Origin of the sequence: Mesorhizobium intechi, assembly GCF_002879535.1 — a bacterium.
GTDB lineage: Bacteria > Pseudomonadota > Alphaproteobacteria > Rhizobiales > Rhizobiaceae > Mesorhizobium > Mesorhizobium intechi.
Genome location: NZ_PNOT02000342.1, coordinates 1 through 1,421, shown reverse-complemented (window position 1 = coordinate 1,421; position 1,421 = coordinate 1). Strand labels below are relative to the sequence as shown.

3 protein-coding genes are annotated in these 1,421 nt (G+C 66.3%); all 3 read left to right on the top strand.

The annotated features are described in order from the left end of the window. Positions 1-337, top strand: a 337-nt coding sequence (locus tag C1D09_RS28990; RefSeq protein ID WP_143977417.1) for an amidohydrolase family protein, incomplete at its 5' end; no start/stop codon positions are given. A gap of 57 nt (positions 338-394) precedes the next feature. Next, positions 395-982, top strand: coding sequence for a glycerol-3-phosphate 1-O-acyltransferase PlsY (plsY, locus tag C1D09_RS28985; RefSeq protein WP_143977416.1), 588 nt, complete (start codon positions 395-397; stop codon positions 980-982). Next, positions 979-1,421 (top strand): DNA-processing protein DprA (locus C1D09_RS28980; RefSeq protein WP_143977415.1); only part of this gene is annotated, 443 nt, incomplete at its 3' end. The genes plsY and C1D09_RS28980, both read left to right, overlap by 4 nt.

Sequence of the window (1,421 nt, the reverse complement as noted above, 5' to 3'; positions counted from 1 at the left end):
CACCAAGCGCCTGCCCTTCGCCGATGCCGCGGCCGGCGCCATCGGGCTGGAGACGCTGCTGGGTGCCGCCTTGCGGCTCTACCACAATGGCGACGTGCCTTTGCTGCGGCTGGTCGAAGCGCTGTCCACCGCGCCGGCAAGGCTGTTCGGACTGCCCGGCGGCACGCTGAAGCCGGGCTCGATCGCCGACCTCGCGCTCGTCGATCTCGACGAACCCTGGATCGTCAGCGAAAGCGGCATCCGCTCGCGTTCGAAGAACACCTGCTTCGAAGGCGCGCGCCTGCAAGGCAAGGTCTTGCAAACGCTGGTGGCGGGCCGCACAGTGTTCTCAATATAGACCGGCAACGGGCGTCGCGCCCGATCGGGTTTGGCTTGGGGACATGCGGGGAAAACAATGAGTTACGGCCTGATCCTGGCGCTGGTCTTCGGCTACCTCTTAGGCTCGATTCCCTTTGGGCTGCTGCTCACCCGCGCCGCTGGCCTTGGTGATGTGCGCAAGATCGGCTCCGGCAATATCGGCGCCACCAACGTGCTGCGCACCGGCAACAAGGGCCTCGCCGCCGCGACCTTGCTGCTCGATGCACTGAAGGGCACCGCCGCCGTTCTGATATCGGGCCATTTCGCGCCGGAAACGGCGGCCTGGGCCGGCCTCGGCGCGTTTCTCGGTCATCTTTTCCCGGTCTGGCTTGGCTTCAAGGGCGGCAAGGGCGTCGCGACCTATCTCGGGGTGCTGGTCGGCCTTGCCTGGCAGGTGGCGCTGGCCTTCGCCGTCGTCTGGCTGGCGATGGCATTCCTGTTCCGTTACTCGTCGCTTGCGGCACTTGCAGCGGCCGTCATCGTGCCGATAGCGCTCTACTTTATGAACGCACCGCAGATTGCCATTCTTTTCGTGGTGATGAGCATCATCGTCTTCATCAAGCACCGGGCGAACATTTCGCGGCTGCTTGCCGGCACCGAGGGCAAGATCGGAGCCAAGGGATGAGCGAGCCGGCCGCCGGGCCGCGCCTCAGCGACCGGCAGCGGCTGAGCTGGCTGCGGCTGATCCGCACCCAGAATGTCGGCCCCGCCTCCTTTCGTGACCTGATCAACCGCTTCGGATCGGCCGAGGTGGCGCTGGAAATCCTGCCGGAGCTGATGATTTCGGGCGGCGCCAGCCGGATCGCCCGCATTCCGTCAATCGCCGAGGCCGAGGCCGAACTCGAGGCGGCACGCCGGGCTGGCGCGCGTTTTGTCGGTATCGGCGAGCCCGACTATCCCCCGCTGCTGAGAAGCGTGGACAATCCACCGCCGCTTCTGGCGGTCAAGGGCAATGCCGCCGTCTTCCGCCTACCCGGCGTTGCCATCGTCGGCGCACGCAACGCATCGCTTGCTGGTATCAAGATGGCGCGCATGTTGGCGGCCGAGCTTGGCGGCGACGGCTA

What these genes read in the sequence shown, in the direction of transcription:
- plsY (WP_143977416.1), top strand. Translation starts at nt 395, where the DNA reads ATGAGTTACGGCCTGATCCTGGCGCTGGTCTTCGGCTACCTCTTAGGC.